5 protein-coding genes and 1 tRNA gene are annotated in these 5,539 nt (G+C 70.9%); 5 read left to right on the top strand and 1 reads right to left on the bottom strand.

The genetic code is table 11. From position 1 onward, the window contains the following. Together topA and CQZ88_RS22895 are read left to right on the top strand one after the other, a co-directional pair. The coding region (topA, locus tag CQZ88_RS22900) for a type I DNA topoisomerase (RefSeq protein ID WP_258008731.1) at window positions 1-2,457 on the top strand (2,457 nt) is incomplete at its 5' end. 32 nt (window positions 2,458-2,489) lie between these two features. Beyond that, window positions 2,490-3,164, top strand: coding sequence for an AraC family transcriptional regulator (locus CQZ88_RS22895; protein WP_006940060.1), 675 nt, complete (start codon window positions 2,490-2,492; stop codon window positions 3,162-3,164). Between the two features lie 4 nt (window positions 3,165-3,168). Here the strand turns inward: CQZ88_RS22895 and CQZ88_RS22890 are convergent, their stop codons facing one another. Next, window positions 3,169-3,555 (bottom strand): VOC family protein, encoded by a 387-nt coding sequence (locus CQZ88_RS22890; RefSeq protein ID WP_050034523.1) that lies wholly within the window; start codon window positions 3,553-3,555, stop codon window positions 3,169-3,171. A gap of 94 nt (window positions 3,556-3,649) precedes the next feature. Here CQZ88_RS22890 and CQZ88_RS22885 point away from each other — a divergent pair, with 94 nt between their 5' ends. From CQZ88_RS22885 to CQZ88_RS22875, 3 genes are all read left to right on the top strand, one after another. Next, the gene (locus CQZ88_RS22885) at window positions 3,650-4,837 is read left to right on the top strand and encodes a DNA polymerase III subunit delta' (RefSeq protein WP_029547228.1); all 1,188 of its coding nucleotides are present in this window, start codon (window positions 3,650-3,652) and stop codon (window positions 4,835-4,837) included. Between the two features lie 65 nt (window positions 4,838-4,902). Further along, window positions 4,903-4,975 (top strand) — tRNA-Thr (locus tag CQZ88_RS22880). Between the two features lie 286 nt (window positions 4,976-5,261). Further along, complete coding sequence (locus tag CQZ88_RS22875) at window positions 5,262-5,459, top strand: hypothetical protein (RefSeq protein ID WP_029547229.1); 198 nt, start codon at window positions 5,262-5,264, stop codon at window positions 5,457-5,459. Window positions 5,460-5,539 lie beyond the last annotated feature (80 nt).

Genomic DNA, 5,539 nt, shown 5'->3' with positions numbered 1-5,539 from the left:
GACGCCCAGGAGACCCGCCGCATCCTCGACCGCCTCTACGGCTACGAGGTCAGCCCGGTGCTGTGGAAGAAGGTCATGCCGCGGTTGTCGGCGGGCCGCGTGCAGTCCGTCGCCACTCGGGTCATCGTGCAGCGCGAACGCGAGCGCATGGCCTTCCGGTCCGCGACGTACTGGGACATCGCCGCCACGCTCGACGCCGGCGCCGACGCGAGCCCCCGCTCGTTCGGGGCCCGGCTCGTCGGTGTCGACGGCGCCCGCGTCGCGGCCGGCCGCGACTTCGGACCCGACGGGCAGCTCAAGTCCACCGGCGTCGTCGTGCTCGACGAGGCGTACGCGCGACGGCTCGCCGAGGCCCTGCACGGTGTCGACCTGACGGTGACGTCGGTCGAGAGCAAGCCGTACACCCGCAAGCCGTACGCGCCGTTCATGACGTCGACCCTGCAGCAGGAGGCGGGCCGCAAGCTGCGGTTCTCGTCAGAGCGCACGATGCGCATCGCGCAGCGCCTGTACGAGAACGGCTACATCACGTACATGCGTACCGACTCGACGACCCTGTCCGAGAGCGCGATCTCCGCCGCCCGGGCGCAGGCCACCGAGTTGTACGGCGCGCAGTACGTGCACCCCACCCCGCGGCAGTTCACCCGCAAGGTGAAGAACGCGCAGGAGGCGCACGAGGCGATCCGTCCGGCCGGCGACGTGTTCGCCACGCCCGGCGAGCTGCACTCACGCCTCGACACCGACGAGTACCGGCTCTACGAGCTCATCTGGCAGCGCACCGTCGCCTCCCAGATGGCCGACGCGCGGGGCACCACCCTGACGCTGCGCATCACCGGCACCGCCGCGAGCGGCGAGGAGTGCACGTTCTCCTCGTCGGGCCGCACCATCACCTTCCCGGGCTTCCTCAAGGCGTACGTCGAGAGCGTCGACGAGGAGGCCGGCGGCCAGTCCGACGACGCCGAGTCCCGGCTGCCCAACCTGTCCGAGGGACAGCGCGTCACCGCGACCGAGCTCGATCCGGACGGCCACTCGACCAACCCGCCGGCCCGCTACACCGAGGCCAGCCTGATCAAGGCGCTCGAGGATCTCGGCATCGGCCGGCCGTCGACGTACGCGTCGATCATCAAGACCATCCTCGACCGCGGCTACGTCTACAAGCGTGGCAGCGCCCTGGTCCCGTCGTGGGTGGCGTTCGCGGTCATCGGGCTGCTCGAGGCGCACTTCGGACGCCTCGTCGACTACGGCTTCACCGCCGCCATGGAGGACGACCTCGACGAGATCGCGGGCGGCCACGAGCAGCGCACCGACTGGCTGACGAGCTTCTACTTCGGTGGTGCCCACGGCGCCGAGAACTCGGTGGCGCGCGAGGGCGGCCTGAAGAAGATGGTCGGAGAGAACCTCGAGGACATCGACGCCCGCGAGATCAACTCGATCCGGCTGTTCGACGACGCCGAGGGCCGGGAGATCCACGTGCGCGTCGGCCGGTTCGGCCCCTATCTCGAGCGGATGGTCCCCAATCCCGACTCCCCCGACGGGGAACCGGTCTCCCAGCGGGCGAACCTGCCCGACGACCTGCCGCCGGACGAGCTGACGCTCGAGTACGCGGAGAAGCTGTTCTCGACCCCGCAGGAGGGCCGGGTCCTCGGCGTCGACCCGGCCAGCGGCAACGAGATCGTCGCGCGGGAGGGCCGCTTCGGTCCGTACGTGACCGAGCTGCTGCGCGAACCGGAGCCGGAGCCGGAACCGGACATCACGCCCATCCCGGTCGAGGAGGCACCCTCGGCGGGCGGCACCGCGACTGGTGGTGGCACGGCCACCGTGACGAAGAAGGCCGCGAAGAAGGCGCCGGCGAAGAAGGCCGCCAAGAAGGCGGCCGGCCCCAAGCCGCGCACGGCCTCGCTGCTCAAGTCGATGGAACTGTCGACGGTGACGCTCGAGGACGCCCTGCGGCTGCTGTCGCTGCCGCGGGTGGTCGGGGTCGACCCCGCGACGGGCGAGGAGATCACCGCCCAGAACGGCCGCTACGGGCCGTACCTGAAGAAGGGCACCGACTCGCGGTCGCTGGCCGACGAGGAGCAGATGTTCACCGTCACCCTCGAGGAGGCGCTGAAGATCTACTCCGAGCCCAAGCGCCGCGGTCGGCAGGCCGCCGCCACGCCGCCGCTGCGGGAGCTGGGCACCGACCCGGTCAGTGGCAGCCCGATGGTGATCAAGGACGGGCGCTTCGGCCCGTACGTCACGGACGGCGAGACCAACGCCAGCCTCCGCAAGGGCGACGAGGTCGACACCATCACCGACGAACGCGCCTCCGAGCTGCTCGCGGATCGTCGCGCCCGGGGCCCGGCGAAGAAGACCGCGAAGAAGACCGCGGCCAAGAAGGTTCCGGCCAAGAAGACGGCCGCCAAGAAGACCGCGGCAAAGAAGACGACCGCGAAGAAGGCCGCCGCGAAGAAGGAGTGACCCTCCCCGGAGCGGCGGCCTATCCTCGCCGTGTGTACCGCGAGGCGGCGTCCGGCATACCCGGCGTGCTCGTGTGGACGGCGACGAGGACCGCGGGTACGGCCGGAACGTCCGTGCTGCCCGACGGCTGCACGGATCTGATCTGGCACGAGGACGGCTTCCTGGTGGCAGGACCGGATACCCGCGCCCAGTTCTCCGACCTGGGCACCCGCCGGGACCTGACCGCGGTGCGGTTCGGTCCCGGGGTGGGGCCGGCGGTGCTCGGGGTGGACGCGGCCGAGCTGCGCGACGCGCGCGTACCGCTGGACCGCATCCGGCCCGAGGCGCACGTTCGTCGCCTGGTGTCGGCCGCGGAGTCCGACCCGCTCGGTGCGCTCCTGCACGAGACGCGGCGCCGCCTGGACGGCGTCGACCGCAGCGTCGAGACGGGCATCGCGTCGCAGCTCGGCGCCGGAGCGTCCGTCGCCGAGGTGGCGACGTCGATGGGTTGGAGTGCGCGGCGGTTGCACCGGCACGCGCTGCGGGTCTACGGCTACGGTCCGAAGACGCTGGCGCGCGTGCTGCGATTCCGTCGCGCGGTCGGTCTCGCGCGCGCCGGCCGGTCGTTCTCCGACGTCGCGGCCGAGTGCGGTTTCAGCGACCAGGCCCACCTCGCACGGGAGGTACGCGCCCTCTCCGGCGTTACGCTCGGCGCGCTCGTTCGCTGAGCGGTCACGCGGGCAAGGCCGCGAACAGTTCGATGCTGTGCCCGTCGGGATCGTGCACGCTCGCATACCGCTGCTTCCAGAACGCGTCCCACGGTTCGAGCACGCTCGTGCATCCCGCCTCCAGCAGGTCGCGGTACGTCGCGTCCACATCCGCTGGTGAACCACAGTCGAACGCGAGTGCAGGACCACCGGTGCCCGGCCGGAAGCCCGGATGGAAGGTCCGGACCGACTCGAGGGTGTCCCACGCCAGGCGGAGCCCGCCCGGCAGCGTCGTCTCGTAGTGCGGTTCGTCGGAGCCGGCGGGCAGGTCCAGCCCGAGGCGGCGATAGCAGTCGAAGGAACGGGTCATGTCGGCGACGACGAGCCCGACCAGCGCGAGTTGTGCAGTCATGACGGTGACGCTAGGCCGCCGCGACGTCGCCGTCTTGAAGGTTTCGGACGGCCGACGCACCGGCCGCGTCGGAGCCGGTCGCTACGCTGAGGCCATGCCCGGTGTCTTCGAACGTCTCGTCGGCCAGCGCGACGTGGAGACCGAACTGACCGCCGCGGCCACCGCCGCGCGCGGGGGCGGAGCCGGTTCTCGGATGACGCACTCGTGGCTGTTCACCGGGCCCCCCGGCTCCGGGCGGTCGATCGCCGCCCTCTGCTTCGCCGCCGCCCTGCAGTGCACCGACCCCGCGGCACCGGGCTGCGGTCACTGCCACGCATGCAGCACCACCATGGCCGGCACCCACGGCGACGTCCGTCGGGTGATCCCCGAGGGGCTCACGATCAGCGTCAAGGCGATGCGCGACATCGTTCGGACCGCCTCGCGTCGCCCGAGCACCGGGCAGTGGCAGGTCGTGGTGATCGAGGACGCGGACCGGCTCACCGAGGGCGCCGCGAACGCGCTGCTCAAGGTCGTCGAGGAACCGCCCGAACGCACGGTGTTCCTGCTGTGCGCGCCGTCGATCGATCCGCAGGACATCTCCGTGACCCTGCGCTCGCGATGCCGGCACGTCGCACTCGTCACGCCCAGCCCGGACGCGATCGCCCGGGTCCTGCGCGAACGCGACGGGCTCGACGCCGAGACCGCGAGCTGGGCGGCGTCGATCAGCGGCGGCCACGTCGGCCGTGCCCGGCGTCTGGCCACCGACGAGTCCGCCCGCGCCAGCCGGCGGCGTGCGCTGGATCTGGCCGAAGCCGTGCTCCGCCCCGCGACCACCTACACCGCCGCAGACGAGCTGGTCCAGCGTGCCGAGGCCGAGGCGAAGGAGATCAGCGTCGCGCGCGACGAGCGCGAGACCGAGGAACTCCGGACGGCTCTCGGCGCCGGTGGCACCGGTAAGGGCGCCGCCGGGGCGCTCCGCGGTGCGGCCGGCGTCCTCAAGGACCTCGAACGCACCCAGAAGTCCAGGCGCACGCGGACCGAGCGCGACATCATGGACCGCGCCCTCATCGATCTGGCCGGTCTCTACCGGGATGCGCTGGCACGTTCCCTGGGCGCTTCCGGCACCGCCAACCATCCCGACATGGCCGAGCGTGCCTCCGACCTGGCTTCGCGGGCCCGGCCGGAGGCGTTGCTGACCTGCATCGAGGCGATCCTCGAATGCCGTGAGGTTCTCGCACAGAACGTCAAACCGCGCTTCGCGGTGGCCGCCATGGCGGCCCGGCTGAGCTCGGCATTCCGGTAGGCGGCGAGGGGTGGTTTGCATTGGACAGGGGGGTAGGCGCTAAACTCGTGCGCGCCGCCAGGCACGCTGCCTTAGCTCAGTCGGTAGAGCATTTCACTCGTAATGAAAAGGTCGCGAGTTCGATTCTCGCAGGCAGCTCGGAGCGACGAAGGCCCTTCACCCGGAAGACGGGTGGAGGGCCTTCGTCGACCGGGGGACCCTTCCGGTCCGCTCGCCCACGACGAAGTCGCCCGCCGGCGCCCTCCGTGCCGGATGATGGCACGTGTGCTTCTGGAAATTTTCTCGATCGTTCTGATCGTCGGCGCCCTGGTCGTTCTCATCCCCACCGCGATGCGCGTGTTCCGCCGGCGCGACGACGACCACTAGGTCGGTCTTCGCCGCTCGGCACCCCGCTCGGGCGGCGCCCCCTCAGTACACTCGACTTATGAGTGAGTCGTTGAAAGAGCGGGTGCGAGCGAAGATTCTGCGCCAGCGCGGCGAAGACGGCGGGCGCCCTCTCGGTGACGCCGAAGGGGATAACCCCCGGCTCATCGACATCGACCTCGACCTGGCGCTGCTGGAGCAGGCCGCCGAGGGCGATGCCGTCGTGGAGGAGCTGGCCGTGAAGTACTGGGTGCCCTGACTCGGCGCAGAAAAGCGGTCTGACCAGGCGATTTGGTGAGAGCGCAATGTTCACGTAACTTATTCCAGGTCAGAGCGACA

The sequence above is a fragment of the Rhodococcus sp. ENV425 genome, assembly GCF_002887785.1.
Taxonomy (GTDB): Bacteria; Actinomycetota; Actinomycetes; order Mycobacteriales; family Mycobacteriaceae; genus Rhodococcus; species Rhodococcus aetherivorans.
Note: the sequence above shows the minus strand (reverse complement) of the source record. Positions and strands in the feature narration are given on the sequence as shown.

Coding starts and splice junctions, on each gene's coding strand:
- CQZ88_RS22890 (WP_050034523.1), bottom strand. CDS start 3,555: ATGACTGCACAACTCGCGCTGGTCGGGCTCGTCGTCGCCGACATGACC.
- CQZ88_RS22885 (WP_029547228.1), top strand. CDS start 3,650: ATGCCCGGTGTCTTCGAACGTCTCGTCGGCCAGCGCGACGTGGAGACC.
- CQZ88_RS22875 (WP_029547229.1), top strand. CDS start 5,262: ATGAGTGAGTCGTTGAAAGAGCGGGTGCGAGCGAAGATTCTGCGCCAG.